The sequence below is a fragment of the Paraburkholderia sp. genome (assembly GCF_050742655.1).
Lineage (GTDB): Bacteria > Pseudomonadota > Gammaproteobacteria > Burkholderiales > Burkholderiaceae > Paraburkholderia.
This window is the reverse complement of the sequence record NZ_JBOIGG010000020.1, coordinates 30478-51751: the sequence shown is the minus strand read 5'-3', so window position 1 is coordinate 51751 and position 21274 is coordinate 30478. Positions and strand designations below refer to the sequence as shown.

At 63.2% G+C, this 21274-nt stretch carries 14 protein-coding genes; 10 read left to right on the top strand and 4 right to left on the bottom strand.

The features are described 5' to 3' along the window. The first annotated feature begins 241 nt into the window (after positions 1 to 241). The 5 genes from rimP to truB all read left to right on the top strand — a co-directional run bounded on the left by rimP (position 242) and on the right by truB (position 6682). A complete protein-coding gene (rimP, locus tag ACREXZ_RS24820; protein WP_431766835.1) occupies positions 242 to 700 on the top strand; it encodes a ribosome maturation factor RimP in 459 nt (152 codons plus the stop codon). Then, positions 697 to 2172, top strand: a complete 1476-nt coding sequence (nusA, locus tag ACREXZ_RS24815; RefSeq protein WP_431766768.1) for a transcription termination factor NusA — start codon at positions 697 to 699, stop codon at positions 2170 to 2172. The genes rimP and nusA overlap by 4 nt, the downstream gene beginning before the upstream one ends. A gap of 94 nt (positions 2173 to 2266) precedes the next feature. Continuing rightward, entirely contained in the window at positions 2267 to 5176 is a 2910-nt protein-coding gene (gene infB, locus ACREXZ_RS24810) for a translation initiation factor IF-2 (protein WP_431766767.1), read from the top strand. A 120-nt stretch (positions 5177 to 5296) separates the two neighbouring features. After that, a complete protein-coding gene (gene rbfA / locus ACREXZ_RS24805) occupies positions 5297 to 5662 on the top strand; it encodes a 30S ribosome-binding factor RbfA (RefSeq protein WP_431766766.1) in 366 nt (121 codons plus the stop codon). Positions 5663 to 5728: 66 nt separating this feature from the next. Continuing rightward, on the top strand, positions 5729 to 6682 hold the full coding sequence (gene truB, locus ACREXZ_RS24800; protein WP_431766765.1) for a tRNA pseudouridine(55) synthase TruB: 954 nt from the start codon (positions 5729 to 5731) through the stop codon (positions 6680 to 6682). Between the two features lie 88 nt (positions 6683 to 6770). Here truB and ACREXZ_RS24795 read toward each other — a convergent pair whose 3' ends face one another. From ACREXZ_RS24795 to ACREXZ_RS24780, 4 genes are read right to left on the bottom strand one after another with little or no spacing between them, the layout of a single operon-like run. Further along, entirely contained in the window at positions 6771 to 8336 is a 1566-nt protein-coding gene (locus ACREXZ_RS24795) for a DHA2 family efflux MFS transporter permease subunit (protein WP_431766764.1), read from the bottom strand. A gap of 31 nt (positions 8337 to 8367) precedes the next feature. Further along, a complete protein-coding gene (locus ACREXZ_RS24790; RefSeq protein ID WP_431766763.1) occupies positions 8368 to 9597 on the bottom strand; it encodes an efflux RND transporter periplasmic adaptor subunit in 1230 nt (409 codons plus the stop codon). A 46-nt stretch (positions 9598 to 9643) separates the two neighbouring features. Continuing rightward, positions 9644 to 11173, bottom strand: a complete 1530-nt coding sequence (locus ACREXZ_RS24785; RefSeq protein ID WP_431766762.1) for an efflux transporter outer membrane subunit — start codon at positions 11171 to 11173, stop codon at positions 9644 to 9646. A gap of 55 nt (positions 11174 to 11228) precedes the next feature. Then, positions 11229 to 11744, bottom strand: a complete 516-nt coding sequence (locus ACREXZ_RS24780) for a MarR family winged helix-turn-helix transcriptional regulator (protein WP_431766761.1) — start codon at positions 11742 to 11744, stop codon at positions 11229 to 11231. Positions 11745 to 12044: 300 nt separating this feature from the next. Between ACREXZ_RS24780 and typA the strand changes: the two genes are divergently transcribed. From typA to zapE, 5 genes are all read left to right on the top strand, one after another. Continuing rightward, complete coding sequence (gene typA, locus ACREXZ_RS24775) at positions 12045 to 13871, top strand: translational GTPase TypA (protein WP_431766760.1); 1827 nt, start codon at positions 12045 to 12047, stop codon at positions 13869 to 13871. A 309-nt stretch (positions 13872 to 14180) separates the two neighbouring features. Further along, positions 14181 to 17042: a 2-oxoglutarate dehydrogenase E1 component gene (locus ACREXZ_RS24770; RefSeq protein ID WP_431766759.1), complete on the top strand. Its 2862-nt coding sequence runs from the start codon at positions 14181 to 14183 to the stop codon at positions 17040 to 17042. A gap of 143 nt (positions 17043 to 17185) precedes the next feature. Beyond that, positions 17186 to 18433: a 2-oxoglutarate dehydrogenase complex dihydrolipoyllysine-residue succinyltransferase gene (gene odhB, locus ACREXZ_RS24765; protein WP_431766758.1), complete on the top strand. Its 1248-nt coding sequence runs from the start codon at positions 17186 to 17188 to the stop codon at positions 18431 to 18433. A gap of 87 nt (positions 18434 to 18520) precedes the next feature. Beyond that, positions 18521 to 19951, top strand: coding sequence for a dihydrolipoyl dehydrogenase (lpdA, locus tag ACREXZ_RS24760; protein WP_431766757.1), 1431 nt, complete (start codon positions 18521 to 18523; stop codon positions 19949 to 19951). A 101-nt stretch (positions 19952 to 20052) separates the two neighbouring features. After that, entirely contained in the window at positions 20053 to 21150 is a 1098-nt protein-coding gene (zapE, locus tag ACREXZ_RS24755) for a cell division protein ZapE (RefSeq protein ID WP_431766756.1), read from the top strand. Positions 21151 to 21274: the final 124 nt, after the last annotated feature.

Genomic DNA, 21274 nt, shown 5'->3' with positions numbered 1-21274 from the left:
GGTTTGCGTTCGCAGCGGAAAAAGGCTACAATCGCAAAGTCGCTGGGCGTGCGGCTTTTATGTGCGGCTCAGATGCGACCACCGGCAATAAGATGATGGGCGTTTCGCCCATTTTTTTTTGCCGCTCGGTTCATCGTGGTTCGGCATCTCGGGTAGCACCAACGTGCGCCGGCTCGGCGCGCAGCCCGCGAGGTGAGATGGTCGCAGAGGCTTGCCGCGCGAACATCTTAAAGGGCGCATTGTGCAATTGACGGAACTGATAGAAACCACGGTCTCGGGTCTCGGCTACGAGCTCGTCGATCTCGAGCGCACCGGGCGCGGCATGTTGACCATTTATATCGATCAACCCGCCGGCATTGCGATTGAAGATTGCGAAAAGGTCACGCGTCAGCTCCAGCACGTTCTGACGGTCGAAAACATCGAATACGAGCGACTCGAAGTATCGTCGCCGGGTCTCGACCGCCCGCTGAAAAAACTGGCGGATTTCGAACGCTTCGCAGGCAGCGAAGTGGTGATCACATTGAAAAAGCCATTGGACGGACGGAAGTCGTACCGGGGCATCCTGCATGCGCCGGATGGCGAAACGATCGGTCTGGAATTTGAGGGGAAGGCAGGGGCCGCGATGCTCGATTTCACGCTCGCGGATATCGATAAAGCCCGCCTGATCCCCAAAGTTGACTTTAGGAGCCGCAAACAATGAGTCGCGAAGTGTTGATGCTGGTGGATGCGCTGGCACGCGAGAAGAACGTCGACAAGGACGTCGTATTTGCCGCCCTCGAGGCGGCCCTCGCATCGGCCTCCAAGAAACTCTTCGACGAAGACGCGGACATCCGCGTCCATATCGACCGTGAAAGCGGCGAGCACGAAACCTATCGCCGCTGGCGCGTCGTTCCCGACGAAGCCGGGCTGCAGGAGCCGGATCAGGAAATCCTGCAGTTCGAAGCGCGCGAGCAGAAGCCCGATGCGCAGATCGACGACTACATCGAAGAGCCAGTGCCGTCGATCGAGTTCGGCCGTATCGGTGCACAGGCCGCGAAGCAGGTGATCCTGCAGAAGGTGCGCGACGCGGAACGCGAGCAGATCCTGAACGATTTCCTCGAGCGCGGCGAAAACATCATGACCGGTGCCGTCAAGCGTCTCGACAAGGGCAACTTCATCGTCGAATCGGGCCGCGTCGAAGCGCTGCTGCGCCGCGACCAGCTGATTCCGAAAGAGAACCTGCGCGTCGGCGACCGTGTGCGCGCGTACATCGCAAAGGTCGATCGCACCGCGCGCGGTCCGCAGATCGAATTGTCGCGCACCGCGCCCGAATTCCTGATGAAGCTGTTCGAGATGGAAGTGCCGGAAATCGAGCAGGGCCTGCTGGAGATCAAGGCGGCCGCGCGCGATCCTGGCGTGCGCGCGAAGATCGGCGTGGTCGCGTATGACAAGCGTATCGACCCGATCGGTACCTGCGTCGGCATTCGCGGTTCGCGCGTGCAGGCGGTGCGCAATGAGCTCGGTGGCGAAAACGTCGACATCGTGCTATGGTCGGAAGATCCCGCCCAGTTCGTGATCGGCGCCCTCGCGCCGGCAGCCGTACAGTCGATCGTCGTCGATGAAGAGAAGCATTCGATGGACGTCGTCGTGGACGAAACCGAACTGGCGGTCGCAATCGGCCGCAGCGGCCAGAACGTGCGTCTTGCCAGCGAGCTCACCGGCTGGCAGATCAACATCATGACGCCGGACGAATCTGCGCAAAAGCAGAATCAGGAACGCAGTATCCTGCGCGACCTGTTCATGGCGCGTCTCGATGTCGACGAGGAAGTCGCCGACATCCTGATCGACGAGGGCTTTACGAGCCTCGAAGAGATTGCCTATGTGCCGCTCAACGAGATGCTCGAAATCGAGGCCTTCGACGAAGACACCGTGCACGAGCTGCGCAACCGCTCGCGCGATGCATTGTTGACGATGGCGATCGCAAACGAAGAAAAGGTCGAGAACGTCGCACTCGATCTGAAGAGCCTTGACGGTATGGATGCCGACCTGCTCGCAAAGCTGGCCGAACATCAGATCCAGACGCGCGACGATCTGGCGGAACTGGCGGTGGACGAGCTGGTGGAGATGACCAGCATCGACGAGGAAGCCGCGAAGGCACTGATCATGAAAGCACGTGAACACTGGTTCCAGTGAGAAATGACCATGGCCCACTAAATTGAACGCGGCCGCGAGGCCGCACGAACCGATGCTAACCGCAAGGAATCGGTCCTTGCACTAAGAGGAATGAATGGCGAGTAACAACGTAGCCCAATTTGCCGCGGAACTTAAAATGCCTGCAGGCGTGCTGCTCGAGCAGCTGCAGGCAGCAGGCGTCACCAAAGCGAACGAAGACGACACCCTGTCCGAGACGGACAAGGCGCGTCTGCTCGACCACTTGCGCAAGTCTCACGGCTCGACTGATGCGGACAAGCGCAAGATCACGCTGACGAAACGGCATACGTCGGAGATCAAGCAGTCCGACTCGACGGGTAAGGCTCGTACCATTCAGGTCGAGGTGCGCAAGAAGCGCACGTTCGTCCGCCGCGATGAAGCGGTCGAGCAAGGAGCGGAAGCATCGGCTCAGGTGGCAGAGGTCGACGAGGCCGAATTGCAACGTCGCGAGGAAGAAGCGCGCCATGAAGCGGAGCTGCTCGAGAAGCAGGCTCTGGAGCTGAAGGAGCGCCAGGAACGCCTCGAGCGCGAAGAAGCCGAGCGCCGTGCGCGCGAGGAAGCGGCTGAGGCCGAACGTCGCCGCGCGGAAGACGAAGCGGCAACGAAGAAGCGGCTGACTGCCGAAGCGGCTGCGCGCGCACTCGCCGCGGAAGCCGTCGAAGCGGAGACTCGCGAGCCCGAACAGGAAGACGAACAGCGCGCCGCTGCCGAACGCGCCGCGCAGCGCGAAGCCGCGAAGAAGGCGGAAGACGCCGCGCGCGAAGCGTCCGAGAAAACGCGTGCCGAGCAGCAGGAAGTTTCGCGTCGCCGCGCCGCGGCCGAAGCCGAAGCCCGTGCGATTCGCGAAATGATGAGCACGCCGCGCAAGGCGCAGGTGAAGGCGCCCGAACCCGCGAAGCCGGTCGAGCAACCTGCTGCTGCAAAGGCGGCCGAAGCGAAGGGCACGCTGCACAAGCCGGCGCGTCCGCCGGGTGAAGCGGGTACGCGTCCGGCGCCGAAGAAGCCGGTTACGACGACCACGACGACGACGGCTGCGCCGTCGGCGGGTGCGGGCGACAAGAAGAAGCCAGGTGGCAAGGCCGGCTGGCAGGACGACGCAGCGAAGCGCCGCGGCATCAAGACGCGCGGCGATACGAGCGGCGGCGTCGATCGCGGCTGGCGCGGCGGTCCGAAGGGTCGCGGCAAGCACCAGGACGTCAACACGACGTTCCAGGCGCCGACTGAACCGATCGTCCGTGAAGTGCACGTGCCGGAAACGATTACCGTTGCCGACCTCGCGCACAAGATGGCGGTGAAGGCCTCGGAAGTCATCAAGTCGATGATGAAGCTCGGCCAGATGGTGACGATCAACCAGATGCTGGATCAGGAAACGGCGATGATCATCGTCGAGGAACTGGGTCACCACGCGGTTGCCGCGAAGCTGGACGATCCGGAAGCGCTGCTGGTCGAAGGCGAAGAAGTCTCGGATGCGGAAGCGTTGCCGCGTCCGCCGGTCGTCACGGTGATGGGTCACGTCGATCACGGCAAGACGTCGCTGCTCGACTACATCCGGCGCGCGAAGGTTGCGGCGGGCGAAGCGGGCGGGATCACGCAGCACATCGGTGCTTATCACGTCGAAACGCCGCGCGGTGTGATCACGTTCCTCGATACGCCGGGCCACGAAGCGTTCACCGCGATGCGGGCACGCGGCGCGAAGGCGACCGATATCGTGATTCTGGTGGTCGCTGCCGATGACGGCGTGATGCCGCAGACCAAGGAAGCGATCGCGCACGCGAAGGCGGGCGGCGTGCCGCTCGTCGTCGCGATCAACAAGATCGACAAGCCGGATGCGAATCTGGAACGCGTGAAGCAGGAACTCGTCGCGGAAGGCGTCGTGCCGGAAGAGTACGGTGGCGAATCGCCGTTCGTGCCGGTGTCGGCAAAGACCGGCGAGGGCATCGACGATCTGCTCGAGAACGTGCTGCTGCAGGCCGAAGTGCTGGAACTGAAGGCACCGATCGATGCGCCGGCCAAGGGTCTCGTCATCGAAGCGAAGCTCGACAAGGGCAAGGGCCCGGTCGCGACGATCCTCGTGCAGTCCGGTACGCTGAACCGCGGCGACGTGGTGCTGGCAGGTAGCGCCTACGGTCGCGTGCGGGCAATGCTCGACGAAACCGGCAAGCCGACGAAGTCGGCGGGTCCGTCGATCCCGGTCGAAATCCAGGGTCTGTCGGAAGTGCCGCAGGCTGGCGAAGAAGTCATCGTCATGCCGGACGACCGCAAGGCACGTGAAGTTGCACTGTTCCGTCAGGGCAAGTTCCGCGACGTCAAGCTGGCGAAGCAGCAGGCCGCGAAGCTCGAGAACATGCTGGAACAGATGGGCGAAGGCGAAGTGCAGTACCTGCCGCTTATCGTCAAGGCCGACGTGCAGGGTTCGCAGGAAGCGCTCGTGCAGTCGCTGCAGAAACTGTCGACCGACGAAGTGCGCGTGCAGATCGTGCACGGTGCGGTGGGCGGCATCAGCGAAAACGACGTCAACCTCGCGACCGCTTCGAAGGCCGTGATCATCGGCTTCAACACCCGCGCGGATGCGCAGGCGCGCAAGCTGGCGGAAGCGAACGGCATCGACATCCGTTACTACAACATCATCTACGACGCGGTGGATGAAGTGAAGGCGGCGATGTCCGGCATGCTGGCGCCGGAGAAGCGCGAAGTGGTCACCGGTATGGTCGAAGTCCGTCAAGTCTTCAAGGTACCGAAGATCGGCGCGGTTGCGGGCTGTATGGTCACGGACGGTGTGGTCAAGCGTACGTCGTCGGTGCGTGTGCTGCGCGAAAACGTGGTGATCCACACGGGCGAACTCGATTCGCTGAAGCGCTTCAAGGATGACGCGAAGGAAGTGCGTCAGGGCTTCGAATGCGGGATGTCGATCAAGAACTTCAACGACATCCAGGAAGGCGACCAGTTCGAGGTCTTCGAAGTTACCGAAGTCGCGCGTACGCTGTAAGTACGGCGCGAGACACGCGGGGCGGAGCGGGCGCTTGCCCGGCTCCGCCCGTTTTGTTTTTGTGCCGGCGGCGCGTACCCGCCGTCTTTGCTGTCCGGTCGAACGGAACACGAATTCACCATGCCCAAGAAACGTAGCTCCCCCAATCGCAACGTGCAGATCGCGGACCAGATCCAGCGCGATCTGTCCGAGCTCATGCGCGAGGTCAAGGACCCGCGCATCGGCCTCGTCACAATCCAGAGCGTCGAGCTCACGCCCGACTATGCGCACGCGAAGATCTACTTCACGACGCTGACCGGCGATCCGCAGCAGACGCTGGAAGCGTTGAATCACGCGGCCGGCCATCTGCACAACCAGCTGTTCAAACGCCTGCACATCCACACGGTGCCGACGCTGCATTTCCACTACGACAAGACGATCGAGCAAGCGGTCGAGATGTCCCGCCTGATCGACGAAGCGAACGCCAGTCGCGCGAAAGACGACTGAGCGCACGGTTTTCCCGGACAGCGGTTGCCGCAGGCAACCGCGCCGGCTTCTTCCATCCTCTCCCACATGAACGAACCTCAACGCGCACCTGAGCGTCCCCGCATACCGCGCCGGTTGCTCGACGGCGTGCTGCTGCTCGACAAGCCGATCGGACTGTCGAGCAACGACGCGCTGATTCGCGCCAAGCGCCTGTATCAGGCGAAGAAAGCGGGGCACACGGGGACGCTCGATCCGCTCGCGTCGGGTCTGCTGCCGCTCTGTTTCGGCGAAGCGACAAAGTTTTCGCAGGATCTGCTCGACGCGGACAAGACATACGAAGCGACGATGCGTCTCGGCATCCGCACGACGACCGGCGACGCAGAGGGCGACACGGTTGAGACGCGCGATGTCGGTTGCAGGGAACGCGACGTGCTGGAAGCGCTCGCACGCTTTCGCGGCGACATCGTCCAGATACCGCCGATGTACTCGGCGTTGAAACGCGACGGCAAGCCGCTGTACGAGTACGCGCGCGCAGGGCAAGTGGTCGAGCGTGAAGGCCGGACTGTGACGATTCACGCGCTCGAGCTGCTCGCGTGCGCGCTGCCTGACGTGACGTTTCGCGTCACGTGCAGCAAGGGCACGTATGTGCGCACGCTTGCCGAGGACATCGGCGAGGTGCTCGGTTGTGGCGCGCATCTGGTCGCGTTGCGCCGCACCGGGGTCGGCGCGCTGACGCTCGAGCACGCAGTGACGCTCGATGCGCTGTCCGATGCGACGGCGGTCGAACGCGATGCATGGCTGCAACCCGTCGATGCATTGCTGTCGACGTTTCCCGCTATTCATCTGGACGAAACCGCCACGCGACGCTTCCTGCAAGGACAACGGCTGCGGCTGGAGGAAACGGGCAGCGTGCCGCCGGTGGACGTCGCGCAGGAAGTGCCGCGGGTACGGGTCTATGACTCAGGGAACCGACTGTTGGGTGTCGCGAGAATAGCCAGCGGCGTACTCGCACCGGAGCGACTGGTGGTGACCGCCGGTTGATTTTTGCTCGTGCCGGATTCCGGTCAGGCTAAAGAAAAAGGCGGTGCCGCCCAAGAGCGGCACCGCCTTTTTTATCGTCGAGTATTTATCAGTGCGCCGCGGACGCCGCCGCACCGGCATCGCCGCCGCCGGAGCGTTCGGGCTTCGTGATCCAGATCAACGCGATCAGCGCGACGAAGATACCCGCCGAAATAAAGAACAGATCGTTTACGCCGAGCTGCGCCGCCTGCTGCGAGACCATCGAGTTGAAGAGGCCGTGCGCCTGCGGCTGGCTCAAGCCGGAGTCCTGCATCTGCTGCATCGATTGCGTGAACACCGGGTTGTACGCGTTCGCCTGCTCGGTCAGCTGCGCGTGATGCAGGATCGTGCGTTGATCCCACGCGGTCTGGAAGATCGACGTGCCGATGCCGCCGCACATGATCCGCACGAAGTTCGACAGCCCCGACGCGGCCGGAATGCGATTGCCCGGCAGGCCCGACAACGTGATCGACACGAGCGGAATAAAGAAGCCCGCCATCCCGATGCCCTGGATCAAGGTGGGCAGCATCAGCGAAAACTCGTCGACGCTCGTTGTGTAGCGCGAGCGCATCCAGAAGATCAGCGCGAAGATCAGGAACGAAGCGGTGGCGATGTAGCGCGGATCGGTGCGCGGCAGGATTTTGCCGGTGAGCGGCGACAGGATGATCGCGAACACGCCGACCGGCGCCATCACAAGACCGGCGTCGGTCGCGGTGTAGCCGATGTCGGTCTGCAGCCACAGCGGCAGCAGCACGAGATTGCCAAAGTAGAGCCCGTAGCCGATCGCCAGCGAGACCGTGCCGCCGGTGAAGTTGCGAAGCTTGAACAGCGACAGGTCGACGACCGGATGCTCGGCGGTCAGCTCCCACACGATGAAGAACGCGAGCGCGATCACCGCGACCAGCGCGAGCACGACGACGGTGGTGGACGAGAACCAGTCGAGATCCTTGCCCTTGTCGAGCATGACCTGCAGCGAGCCGACCCATGTGATCAGCAGCGCGAGGCCGACGCCGTCGATCGGCGCTTTCTTCACGACCGAATCGCGGTTACGGAAGATCATCCACGTGGCGAGCGCGGCAACGATGCCGACCGGGATGTTCACGTAGAAGATCCACGGCCACGAGATGTTGTCCGAAATCCATCCGCCGAGAATCGGCCCGGCGACTGGCGCGGTCAGCGTCGTCATCGCCCACATCGACAGCGCCATTGGCGCCTTCGCGCGCGGATAGCTGGCGAGCAGCAGCGTCTGCGATAGCGGGATCATCGGCCCAGCCACCGCGCCCTGCAGCACGCGCGACGCGAGCAGGAACGGCAGCGTCGGCGCGAGGCCGCACATCCACGACGAGATCACGAACAGCACGATCGACGCCATGAAGAGCCGCACCTGGCCGACGCGGTCGGTAAGCCAGCCGGTGAGCGGCACCGAGATTGCGTTGGCGACCGCGAACGACGTGATGACCCACGTGCCCTGGTCGGACGACACGCCGAGGTCGCCGGAGATCGACGGGATCGACACGTTCGCGATCGACGTATCGAGCACGTTCATGAAAACGGCGAGCGACACCGCGATGGTGCCGATCACCAGTTGCGCGCCCTCGAGCGGCGGATGAGGGACTTGCGCCTGAGCTTGAGCCATGCGAAAACCTTGCGTTACGGAGCCGTGGCGCTCACATCAGTTTCGCGGCGGCGGGCTTCGCGTCGCCGCTCGCCGCCTTCTGCGGCAAGCCGGAGTTCGGTCCCGCGTTGGCCGCGATGATGCGCGCGATCTCCGCGTCGGCTTCGTCGCCATACTTCGCGAACACGTCGGTCTGGTAGACGGTGTTCGGCACATTGCCGAGTTCGCCACCCGAGTCGTCCTTGATGGTCACGTCGACCTGCATCGACAGGCCGATACGCAGCGGATGTTGCTCCAGCTGCTTCGGATCGATTGCGATACGCACCGGCAGGCGCTGAACGACCTTGATCCAGTTACCGGTCGCGTTCTGCGCCGGCAGCAGCGAGAACGCCGAGCCCGTGCCCGCCGAGAAGCCGACCACCTTGCCGTCGTACTTGACCGACGAACCGTACACATCGGCGGTCAGTTCGACCGGCTGGCCGATACGCATGTGCTTCAGCTGCACTTCCTTGAAGTTCGCATCGACCCACACGGCGTTCAGCGGCACGACCGCCATCAGCGGCGAGCCCGGCGACACGCGCTGGCCAACCTGCACCGAGCGCTTCGCGACGTAGCCGGTGACCGGCGCGGGCAGCGTATTGCGCGCGTTCGCGAGGTACGCATCGCGGACCTTCGCCGCGGCGGCGAGGACGTTCGGGTGATCGGCGATGGTCGTGTTCGCGGTCAGCGCGCGATTCGACGCGAGTTGCTGCTGAGCGGCGTCGAGTGCGGCCTGCGCGCTCTTCACCGCGTCGCGCGCGTGCGAGATTTCTTCCACCGACACGGCACCGGTCTGCGCGATTGTCATCCGGCGGCGCAGGTCGTCCTGTGCCCGGGACAGGTCGGACTGGCGAACTGCGACCTGCGCCTGGTATTGATTGTCGTCGGCGAACAGGCCGCGCACCTGGCGCACGGTCTGCGCGAGCTGCGCTTCAGCCTGCTGCAGCGCGACGCGCGAGTCGGCCGGATCGAGCACGACGATCGGGTCGCCGATCTTCACGGTCTGCGTGTCATCCGCGTTCACGGCGATCACCGTGCCGGTGACCTGCGGCGTGATCTGCACGACGTTGCCGTTCACGTACGCGTCGTCGGTGTCTTCATGGAAGCGCGCGACGAGGAAGTAGTACAGGCCGTACGCGATCGCGGCGATCAGGATCACGATGACGATCAGCGTCATCATCCGTTTGCGTTTGCCGTTGTTCGCCGGTTGTGCGCTTGCGGCAGGTTGCTGGGGGGTGCTCATGGATGTGCTCCGGGTTCTTTCGATCTTGTCGTTCAAGCGTGTGGAATCAGTTCGCGGCCTGCGTGGCTGCAGCGTTTGCCGTTGTACTGGCCGATGCAGCGGACTTCCTGTCCGCCGGCACCACGAGGCTCGTCTGCGTCGCGTCGAAGCCGCCGCCGAGTGCCTGGATCAAGCCGATCTGCTGGTCGCGGCGGCGCATCTTCAGATTGGTTACGGTCTGTTCGGCGGTGAGTCGGTTCTGGTCGGCGGTCAGCACCTGCAATTGCTCCGACAGCCCCGCCTTGTAGCGGATGACAGCCAGCTGGTACGCCTTCGTCGATGCGTCGAGCGCGCGCTGCGCGTCGCCTGACTGCCTGTCGATCGAGCGGATCGTGGCCACCTGCGTCGATACGTCCGACAGTGCGGTGATCAGCGTCTGGTTGTAGTTCGCGACGTCGAGGTCGAAGTCGGCATAGCGGCCCTTCAACTGCGAGCGCAGTGCGCCGCCGTCGAAGATCGGCAGATGGACGGCCGGGCCGATCTGGGTCTGCCGGCTGGCCGAAGTCAGAAAACGGCCCCAACCGAAGGCGTCGAAGCCGATGCCCGCCGACAGATTCACATCCGGGAAGAACTCCGCCTTTGCTTCCTTCACGTCGTGCATGGCCGCTTCGACCTGCCAGCGTGCCGCCACGATATCCGGCCGGCGTGACACCAGATCGGCGGGCAGGTTGTCGGGCAGCGCGACGATGTTGCCCGTCGTCAGCACCGGCTGCGCGATCTGCAGGCCGCGGTCCGGACCTTTGCCGAGCAGCGCGCCGAGTTGATAGCGGGTGGTTGTGATCTGGCCTTCCAGGTCAGACAGGTTGGTCTGGGTCGTCGCGATGTTGCCGTTCGCGGTTTCCCGCTCGACGTTCGTGTCGAGACCGGCTGAGACGCGGCCGTTCGTGATCCGGCTTATATTCTGGCGGTTCGCGATTTCGCGTTGCGCGATGTCGCGCAGCGCGTAGAGCTGTGCAAGCTGGTTATAGGTGCGCGCAACCGATGCGGCGAGCGTCACACGGGCCTGCTGCATGTCCGCTTCGGCGGCTTTTTCCTGCGAGACCGCCTGGCCGAGGCGCTGGCGATTCTTGCCCCACAGGTCGAGGTCCCACGACGCGCTCGCGAGCGCGTTGTTCTCGCTATACCAGGTGCCGCCGTACGGCGGCGGATACAGCGCGTTCCCCGAAAACAGCTCGCGATTCCACGAGTAGCTGCCGTTGACGCTCGGCAGCAGCGCGGCGCGCGAACTCTCGATGTACGACGACGCCTTCGCGAGACGGGCCTGCGCCTGCGCGATCGACGGGCTACCGTCGAGCGCCTCCGCGATCAGCTTCGGCAACTGCGGGTCGCCGAACTGGTTGGCCCAGTCGAGCGACGGCCACTGGCCGCCGGTGCCTGCGAGACTTTGAGAGGCCTCGTACTGCGCCGGCGACGAGATCTGCTTGTCGCTCTTGATACCGAAGTAGTTCGCGCACCCCGTGAGGGCGAGCGCGGCCACCGCTGCGGCGATCGCGCCGCGGCGCGACAGCGCGGGCGCGGACAGGGAAAGGGATTTCATCGCTCGGACTCTTTGCGTGTGAGTGGAATTGATAATGGACACTGCAATTATTTTGTTACGACTTGCCGTCCGAACTGCTTGCCGTATCACGGGTCAAGCCCGGATATTCGCCACTGTTGACAAGAATCCGGCGCAGCATGCTCTTGAGAAATCCGGTTTCTTCAGCGGTAAAACCGCCGAGCAGATTGTCTAGCACGCCCTGAAAGAGAGCCGGCATGCGCGTCGCGATGTCCTGGCCTTCGGCTGTGAGCGCGAGGTGCACGATTCGCCGGTCTTCGGAGCTGCGCACCCGGGTGAGCAGACCGCGTTTTTCCAGCCGGTCGACGAGCCGGGTCACCGCGCTCGCGTCAATGCCATATTCACGCGCCAGTTCGGCTGCCAGCAGGCATTTGCCGCTTGCCACCATAAACAGGATGCTGCCTTGCGTGCTGGTAATGCCCAACTCGGCCATCGTGCGCTGCGTGACCATGTTCGACATTGTCGAGCGGACGCGGGAAATCAGATAGCCGACGCTTTCGCCCAACTGGTACTCGCTGATTTCCCTTGGAAGCGTAGGGGACGGATCCGTCATGATGCTCGTGCAAATGCAATGGTTGACTAAGCAGTATTGTACGGGTCAGTTAGTTGACGCGGCAAGTGTTATTACAGCTTAGGCAACGACTTTTCACGCCACAAGAGAAAACGAGCGGGCGAGAGCGTGCCCTCGCCGGCGGTCTGGTTAGGGAAAATACTGAATCGTTCATGCCCGCGTGCTATAATTTTGGGTTACCAAAAGTGCGCTTTGGGCTTGTTGGCCTCTGCTTCGCGATAGCGAACTCAGGCATTCAGCAGTAAAAGCAGAGGGCGCACGCTCAACTGTCTCCAGGTTCCCATGACCCGCGCCCTTCGCAACATCGCCATCATTGCTCACGTCGACCACGGCAAGACTACGCTCGTCGACCAGCTTCTTCGCCAATCCGGCACCTTCCGCGAGAACCAGCAGGTGGTCGAGCGCGTGATGGATTCGAACGACATCGAAAAAGAGCGCGGCATCACCATCCTCGCGAAGAACTGCGCGGTCACGTACGAAGGTACGCACATCAACATCGTCGATACCCCGGGCCATGCGGACTTCGGCGGCGAGGTGGAGCGCGTACTGTCGATGGTCGACTCGGTGCTGCTGCTCATCGACGCGGTCGAGGGCCCGATGCCGCAGACCCGCTTCGTCACGAAGAAGGCGCTGGCGCTCGGCCTGAAGCCGATCGTCGTCGTGAACAAGATCGACCGGCCGGGCGCGCGCATCGACTGGGTGATCAACCAGACGTTCGACCTGTTCGACAAGCTCGGCGCGACCGAAGAGCAGCTCGACTTCCCGATCGTCTACGCGTCGGGCCTGAATGGCTATGCCGGTCTCGATCCGAGCGTGCGCGAAGGCACGATGCGTCCGCTGTTCGAAGCGATTCTCGAACACGTGCCGGTCCGTCCGGCCGACCCGGAAGGTCCGCTGCAACTGCAGATCACGTCGCTCGATTTCTCGACGTACGTCGGCCGGATCGGCATTGGCCGGATCACGCGCGGCCGCATCAAGCCGGGCCAGCCGGTCGTGGTCCGCTTCGGCCCGGAAGGCGACATCGTCAGCCGCAAGATCAACCAGGTGCTGTCGTTCGAGGGCCTGGAGCGCGTGCAGGTGGAGTCGGCCGAAGCCGGCGACATCGTGCTGATCAACGGGATCGACGAAATCGGCATCGGTGTGACGATCTGCGCGCCGGAAGCGCCGGAAGCGCTGCCGATGATCACCGTCGACGAACCCACGTTGACGATGAACTTCCTCGTCAACTCGTCGCCGCTCGCGGGCAAGGAAGGCAAGTTCGTGACGAGCCGCCAGATCCGCGATCGTCTGATGAAAGAGCTGAACCACAACGTCGCGCTGCGCGTGAAGGAAACGGGCGACGAAACCGTGTTCGAAGTGTCGGGCCGCGGCGAACTGCATCTGACCATCCTGATCGAAAACATGCGCCGCGAGGGCTACGAAATGGCCGTGTCGCGGCCGCGCGTGGTGCTGCATGAAGTCGACGGCGTGAAGCACGAGCCGTACGAACTGCTGACGGTCGACGTCGAAGACACCCATCAGGGTGGCGTGATGGAAGAGCTCGGTCGTCGCAAGGGTGAAATGCTCGACATGGCGTCGGACGCCCGTGGCCGTACGCGTCTCGAGTACCGCATTCCGGCGCGTGGCCTGATCGGTTTCCAGGGCGAATTCCTCACGCTCACGCGTGGCACCGGCCTGATGAGCCACGTGTTCGACGAGTACGCGCCGGTCAGGGAAGGCTCGCTCGGCGAGCGCCGCAACGGCGTGCTGATCTCGCAGGACGACGGCGCCGCCGTTGCTTACGCGCTGTGGAAGCTGCAGGACCGCGGCCGCATGTTCGTGAAGCCGGGCGACGCGCTGTACGAAGGGATGATCATCGGCATTCACAGCCGCGACAACGATCTCGTCGTGAACCCGATCAAGGGCAAGCAGCTGACCAACGTGCGCTCGTCGGGTACCGACGAAGCGGTGCGTCTTGTGCCGCAGATCCAGATGTCGCTCGAATACGCGGTCGAATTCATCGACGAAGACGAACTCGTCGAGGTCACGCCGCAATCGATCCGTCTGCGCAAGCGTCACCTGAAGGAACACGAACGCCGTCGTGCGAGCCGTGAAACCACGATCGACTGATCGCGACGGGAAGCCGGCGCGGTCTATCGGTTTAAAAGGTTTGAAAAGTTCGGAAAAGCCGCCTTCGGGCGGCTTTTTTGCATTCTGGTCCGCGTAGCGCGAATCCGTCCGAAGCCCGCTGTGGCGGGCTTTCAGGGCGGCGTTCGGCTACTCTGCGCCATCGGTTCTGTGCTATGCTCCCCGGATGCCAGTTTTAGGTCCTTCCAAGCAAGACTTGATTCGCGCAATCCGCTAAACGGTCAGGCCGTGTCGCGGAAGGTTGAGTAACCCGCTATTTCTCGAGAAACTCGAAGAAAGGTGAGCGTAAAAATGATGAAGCAATTCCAGCTGAACTCTTATCTGTTCGGCGGCAATGCTCCGTACGTAGAAGAACTGTACGAAGCATATCTCGACAATCCGGCGTCAGTGCCCGAGAACTGGCGTAGCTATTTCGACGCGTTGCAGAACGTTCCTGCATCGGATGGCAGCAATGCCAACGACGTGGCCCATGGCCCGATCGTCGAATCGTTTGCCCAGCGCGCAAAAGCCAATGCGTTCCTGCCCCGTGCCGGAGCCGGCGGTGAAGACCTCACCACCGCCCGCAAGCAGGTGTACGTGCAGTCCCTCATCGGCGCCTATCGCTTCCTCGGCTCGCAATGGGCCAATCTCGATCCCCTGAAGCGCCGCGAACGTCCGAATATCCCCGAGCTCGAACCTGCGTTCTACGACTTCACCGAAGCCGACATGGACCAGACGTTCAACACGACGAACCTGTACTTTGGTTTCGAACAGGCGTCGCTGCGGGATATCGTCAAGGCGTTGCGCGACACGTACTGCGGCACGATCGGTGCCGAGTACATGTACCTGAGCGATCCTGAGCAGAAGCGCTGGTGGAAGGAAAAGCTCGAGTCGATCCGCTCGACGCCGAATTTCTCCGCCGACAAGAAAAAGCACATCCTGAACCGTCTGACCGCGTCCGAAGGTCTCGAACGCTTCCTGCATACCAGGTACGTCGGCCAGAAGCGCTTCTCGCTCGAAGGCGGCGAGAGCTTCATCGCGTCGATGGACGAAGTCGTCCGCCACGCGGGTGCAAACGGCGTGCAGGAAATCGTCATCGGCATGGCCCACCGCGGTCGTCTGAACGTGCTCGTGAACACGCTCGGCAAGATGCCGGCTGATTTGTTCGCCGAATTCGAAGGCAAGCACGTCGACGATCTACCGGCCGGCGACGTGAAGTACCACAAGGGTTTCTCGTCCGACATCGCGACCGAAGGCGGCCCGGTTCACCTGTCGCTCGCGTTCAACCCGTCGCATCTCGAAATCGTGAACCCGGTGGTCGAAGGTTCGGCGAAGGCGCGGATGGACCGTCGCGGCGACGAGAACGGCCTGCAGGTGCTGCCGGTGCAGATCCACGGCGACGCAGCCTTCGCGGGCCAGGGCGTCGTGATGGAAACGCTGAACCTCGCGCAGACGCGCGGCTACGGCACGCACGGCACGCTGCACATCGTCATCAACAACCAGATCGGTTTCACGACGTCGGACCCGCGCGATGCGCGCTCCACGCTGTACTGCACCGACGTGGTCAAGATGATCGAAGCGCCGGTGCTGCACGTGAACGGCGACGATCCCGAAGCCGTGGTGCTGGCGACGCAGCTGGCCATCGACTACCGGATGCAGTTCCACAAGGATGTCGTCGTCGACATCATCTGCTTCCGCAAGCTCGGCCACAACGAGCAGGACACGCCGGCGGTCACGCAGCCGCTGATGTACAAGACCATCGCGAAGCACCCGGGTACCCGCGGGCTGTACGCAGAAAAGCTCGTGCAGCAAGGCGTGATCACCGCGGAAGACGCTGACGAATACGTGAAAGCGTATCGCCGCGCGATGGACGAAGGTCACCACACGGTCGATCCGGTCCTGTCGAACTACAAGAGCAAGTACGCAGTCGACTGGGTACCGTTCCTGAACCGCAAGTGGACCGACGCCGCCGATACGGCCGTGCCGCTCGCGGAACTGAAGCGCATCGCCGAACGCATCACGACAATCCCCGAGAACTTCAAGGTGCACCCGCTCGTCGAGCGCGTGATCAACGACCGTCGCGCGATGGGTCGCGGCGAAGCGAAGCTCGACTGGGGCATGGGCGAGCATCTCGCGCTCGGATCGCTGGTCGCATCCGGCTACGCGGTACGGCTGACCGGCCAGGACTCGGGCCGCGGCACGTTCACGCACCGTCACTCGGTGCTGCACGACCAGAACCGCGAGCGCTGGAACGACGGCACGTACGTGCCGCTGCAGAACATCGCGGAAGGCCAGGCGAAGTTCACGGTGATCGACTCGGTGCTGTCCGAAGAAGCGGTGCTCGGTTTCGAGTATGGTTACTCGACCGCCGAACCGAATACGTTTGTCGCATGGGAAGCGCAGTTCGGCGACTTCGTGAACGGCGCGCAGGTCGTGATCGACCAGTTCATCTCGTCGGGCGAAGTGAAGTGGGGCCGCGTGTCGGGCCTTACGATGCTGCTGCCGCACGGCTATGAAGGTCAGGGTCCGGAGCACTCGTCAGCACGTATCGAGCGCTTCCTGCAGCTGTGTGCCGATCACAACATGCAGGTCGTGCAACCCACGACTCCGGCGCAGATCTTCCACCTGCTGCGTCGCCAGATGATCCGCCTGTTCCGCAAGCCGCTGATCGTCTTCACGCCGAAATCGCTGCTGCGTCACAAGGAAGCGGTATCGGACCTGTCGGAACTCGCGAAGGGGTCGTTCCAGCCGGTGCTCGGTGAGGTCGACGAAGCGATCGACGCGAAGAAGGTGAAGCGCGTGGTCGCGTGTTCGGGCCGCGTGTACTACGACCTCGTCGCGCATCGCCGCGAAGCGAAGGCGACCGACGTCGCGATCGTGCGTATCGAGCAGCTCTATCCGTTCGCGCACAAGCAGTTCGAAGCGGAAATGAAGAAGTACGACAACGCGACCGAAGTGGTCTGGGTGCAGGACGAGCCGCAGAATCAGGGCCCGTGGTTCTACGTCGAGCACCACCTGAAGGAAGGCATGAAGGACGGGCAGAAGCTGGCGTACAGCGGCCGTCCGGCATCGGCCTCGCCGGCGGTCGGCTACTACGCGAAGCACTACGAGCAGCAGAAGGCGCTGATCGAAGGGGCATTCGGACGTATGAAGAGCGCGGCAATCGCGAAATAAACACGACAACCGAAGCGGGAAAGCGCAGCGCGCTTTCCCGCGCCGCATCCGGGATGCGCGCCGACCTTTCGTCGCGAGCGCATTGAACGGCCGGCGGCCCGCTCACGGTTCGTTGTCACCAGATACGTATTCAGGAAAATCACATGGCTATTGTTGAAGTCAAAGTCCCGCAGCTTTCCGAATCGGTTTCGGAAGCCACGATGCTGACGTGGAAGAAGAAGCCGGGCGAAGCGGTTGCCCAGGACGAAATCCTCATCGAACTCGAAACCGACAAGGTCGTGCTCGAAGTGCCAGCACCGTCGGCGGGCGTGCTCGCGCAGATCGTCCGGAACGACGGCGATACGGTCGTCGCCGAAGAAGTGATCGCGAAGATCGACACGGAAGGCAAGGCAGGCGCAGCGGCTGTCGAGGCCGAAGTGAAGCCCGCCCCGGCCGCGACTCAGCATCCGGCAGCGCAAGCCGCTGCCGCTGCGGGCGCGAGCACGGCGGCTTCGCCGGCAGCGACGAAGCTGATGGCCGAGCAGAACCTGTCGGCAGGCGACGTGGCAGGCACCGGCCGCGACGGCCGCATCACGAAGGGCGACGTGCTCAGCGCAGGTCAGGCACCGGCCGCTAAGGCCGCACCGAAGGCCGCGAAGCCGGCGCTGCCGGACGTCAAGGCACCCGCTTCGGCCGACACGTGGCTGAACAACCGCCCCGAGCAACGCGTGCCGATGTCGCGTCTGCGCGCACGGATCGCCGAGCGTCTGCTCGAGTCGCAGCAGACCAATGCCATCCTCACCACGTTCAACGAAGTGAACATGGCGCCGGTGATGGATCTGCGCAACAAGTACAAGGATCGCTTCGAGAAGGAACACGGCGTGAAGCTCGGCTTCATGTCGTTCTTCGTGAAGGCTGCCGTGCACGCGTTGAAGAAATTCCCGCTGGTCAACGCGTCGATCGATGGTAACGACATCGTCTATCACGGCTACTTCGACATCGGCATCGCCGTCGGTTCGCCGCGTGGCCTCGTCGTGCCGATCCTGCGCAACGCCGATCAGATGAGCCTCGCCGACATCGAAAAGAAGATCGCCGAATTCGGCCAGAAGGCGAAGGACGGCAAGCTGTCGATCGACGAAATGACCGGCGGTACGTTCTCGATCTCGAACGGCGGTGTGTTTGGCTCGATGCTGTCGACGCCGATCATCAACCCGCCGCAATCCGCGATCCTCGGCGTGCATGCGACGAAGGAACGTGCGGTGGTCGAGAACGGCCAGATCGTGATCCGTCCGATGAACTATCTGGCGCTGTCGTACGACCACCGGATCATCGACGGCCGCGAAGCGGTGCTGTCGCTCGTCGCGATGAAGGATGCGCTCGAAGATCCGGCGCGTCTGCTGCTCGATCTGTAACGTTCCTGTTTCCCGCATCGGCTTGAACCGGAGCGGCGCGCGCCACGTAGCACGGCCGCGCGCGGCTCCGTCATCGAAAGGATTGTCATGTCCAAAGAATTTGACGTCGTCGTGATCGGCGCCGGCCCCGGCGGCTACATCGCGGCGATTCGCGCGGCTCAGCTCGGCAAGAGCGTCGCGTGTATCGAAAAATGGAAGAACCCGGCCGGTACGCTGAAGCTCGGCGGCACCTGCCTGAACGTCGGCTGCATTCCGTCGAAGGCACTGCTCGCTTCGTCGGAAGAGTTCGAGAACGCATCGCACCACCTGATCGACCACGGCATCAGCGTGGAGAACGTGCAGGTCGACATCGCGAAGATGCAGGCCCGCAAGGAAGGCATCGTCGAGAAGATGACGAAGGGCATCGAGTTCCTGTTCCGCAAGAACAAGATCACGTGGCTGAAGGGTCACGGCAAGTTTACCGGCCGCACCGACGCCGGTGTGCAGATCGAGGTGAGCGGCGAGGGCGAAACCGAAGTCGTCACCGCGAAGAACGTGATCATCGCGACAGGCTCGAAGGCGCGCCATCTGCCGAACGTCCCGGTCGACAACAAGATCGTCGCCGACAACGAAGGCGCGTTGAGCTTCGAGTCGACGCCGAAGAAGCTCGCCGTGATCGGCGCGGGCGTGATCGGCCTCGAGCTTGGCTCGGTGTGGCGCCGTCTCGGCGCCGACGTGACCGTACTCGAAGCGTTGCCGGAATTTCTCGGTGCTGCCGACCAGTCGCTCGCGAAGGAAGCCGCGAAGCAGTTCAAGAAGCAGGGCCTCGACATCCACGTCGGCGTGAAGGTCGGCGAAGTGAAGACGACCGATAGCAGCGTGTCGATCGCCTACACGGACAAGGACGGCAACGCGCAGACGCTCGACGCCGACCGCCTGATCGTGTCGATCGGCCGCGTGCCGAACACCGATAACCTCGGCCTCGAAGCAATCGGCCTGAAGGCCAATGAGCGCGGCTTCATCGACGTCGACGACCACTGCGCGACGAGCGTGCCGAACGTGTACGCGATCGGCGACGTGGTGCGCGGCCCGATGCTCGCGCACAAGGCGGAAGACGAAGGCGTGCTGGTCGCTGAGATCATCGACGGTCAGAAGCCGCACATCGACTACAACTGCATTCCGTGGGTGATCTACACCGAACCGGAAATCGCGTGGGTCGGCAAGACCGAACAGCAGCTGAAGGCCGAAGGCCGCGAAGTGAAGACGGGCCAGTTCCCGTTCATGGCGAACGGCCGTGCACTCGGCATCAACAAGGCGGACGGCTTCGTCAAGATGATCGCGGACGCGAAGACCGACGAACTGCTCGGCGTGCACATCATCTCGGCGAACGCGTCGGATCTGATCGCCGAAGCAGTGGTCGCGATGGAGTTCAAGGCGGCGTCTGAAGACATTGGCCGGATCTGCCACCCGCACCCGTCGCTGTCCGAAGTGATGCGCGAAGCCGCACTGGCCGTCGACAAGCGCGCGCTGAACATGTAATCCGGCGGCCGGTTGCATCTAACTGCATCCGGTCACGTCCGGCATCACGACGCAGGCGGGTGGGTTCGATCCCACCCGCCTGCTTTTTTTCCGGTCGCACGATGAACGTCACCGAATACTACGAAAACGAACTGCAGACACGGGGTTACCAGTCGGATCCGGCGCAGCGCGCGGCGGTCGACCGTCTGCAGCGGTGCTACGACGAATGGAGCGAGTACAAGGCGCGCCGCTCGAATGCGTTCAAGAAGCTGATCATTCATCCGGACCTGCCGCGCGGCGTCTACATGTGGGGCGGTGTCGGACGCGGCAAAAGCTTCCTGATGGACAGCTTCTTCACGGTCGTGCCGATCCAGCGCAAGACGCGCCTGCACTTTCACGAGTTCATGCGCGAGGTACACCGCGAACTCGAAGAGCTGAAAGGGCAGGCCGATCCGCTCGACGAACTCGCGCGCCGGGTCGCGAAGCGCTACCGGCTGATCTGCTTCGACGAATTCCACGTGTCCGACATCGCGGACGCGATGATCCTGTACCGATTGCTCGACAGGCTCTTCCTGAACGGCGTGCAGTTCATCATGACGTCCAACTACGATCCCGACACGCTGTATCCGGACGGCCTGCATCGCGACCGCCTGCTGCCGGCGATCGAGCTGATCAAGGCGAAGCTCGACGTGATCAACGTCGATGCGGGCGTCGACTACCGGCAGCTCACGCTCGCGCAGGTCGAGATCTATCACACACCGCTCGGCGCGGTCGCGGACAAGGCGCTGCGCGACGCGTTCGCGCGGCTCGCTGCGGTACCCGACGAGAGTCCGCTGCTGCGTATCGAGAAGCGCGAACTGAAGGCGCTGCGGCGTGCCGACGGCGTGGTCTGGTTCGACTTCGCGACGCTGTGCGGCGGACCGCGCTCGCAGAACGACTATCTCGAACTGGCGAGCCGCTTCCACGCGGTGATCCTGTCGGGCGTGCCGCAGATGACGCCGCGGCTGCAGTCGGAAGCGCGCCGCTTCACGTGGCTCGTCGACGTGTTCTACGACCACAAGGTCAAGCTGCTGATGTCGGCGGCGGTGCCGCCCGAGCAACTCTACGTCGAAGGTCCGATGGCGAACGAATTCACCCGGACCGTTTCGCGCATCGTCGAGATGCAGTCCAAGGAATATCTGGATGCGCCACGGCGTCTCGTCGATACGTCGCTGACGTAGAGCGCTGTATCGCGACGCACGCGACGCACGTAATACTCACAAATCCATTTCGAGATTCGGATTGTTCTGATGTCCCACGTGCGGATGTCTCGCTATCTTCGTTGTCATCGTTCCGACAAAGGAG